General features: G+C 69.4%; 1 protein-coding gene. It reads right to left on the reverse strand.

Annotated features, from left to right (window positions below; genetic code table 11):
* Nucleotides 1-732, reverse strand: a 732-nt coding sequence (locus CK944_RS22415) for an ornithine cyclodeaminase family protein (RefSeq protein WP_103175209.1), incomplete at its 5' end; no start/stop codon positions are given.

The raw sequence follows: 732 nt of genomic DNA on the forward strand, positions 1-732 counted from the left end.
TCAGAGATCGACCTTTGCGGCCTTTCCTTGTTGTTTGGCGAGTTCCACGACGGCGGATGCGACGGCGAGGTCCTGGAGGCCCACGCCGGTGCCGTCGAAGATGGTGACCTCGGCCTCGCCGCGTCCCGGATGGGCGCCGATGATGACCTGGCCGATGGCGGTGACGTCGGCGGCCAGGATGGTTCCCCGTGCCGCCGCGTGCTGGAACTCGCCGATGCTGAGGGACTGGGCCACCTCGTCGGTAAACAGGCGCGCGCGGGCGACAAGGGCGGGGTCCAGTTCCTGCTTGCCCTTGGTGTCGGTGCCCATGGCGGCGATATGGGTGGGGCCCTTGACATGGCCGTCCATCAGCAGCGGCTCGAAGGCCGAGGTGATGGAGATGATCACGTCGGCTTCCGCGCCCAGCTGCGGCAGGTCCACCGCCTCGAAGGGCAGGCCCAGGTCGGCGGCCGTGTCGGCCAGGCGGGACAGCATCTCGGGATGGGGGTTCCAGCCGATGATTTTCTCGAAGCTGCCGAAGCGGACGGCGGCGCGCATCTGGAAGGCCGACTGGTGGCCCGCCCCGATCATGCCCAGCACGCGCGCCCCTTCCGGGGCCAGGTATTTGCTGGACACGGCACTGGCCGCCGCGGTGCGCAGCGCGGTCAGCAGGTTGCCCCCGACCGCCGCCGAGACGCGGCCGGTATCGGGGTCGAACAGGAACACGGTGGACTGGTGGTTGATCAGCCCGTG

It is taken from the genome of Paracoccus sp. SY (assembly GCF_002901215.1).
Lineage (GTDB): Bacteria > Pseudomonadota > Alphaproteobacteria > Rhodobacterales > Rhodobacteraceae > Paracoccus > Paracoccus acridae.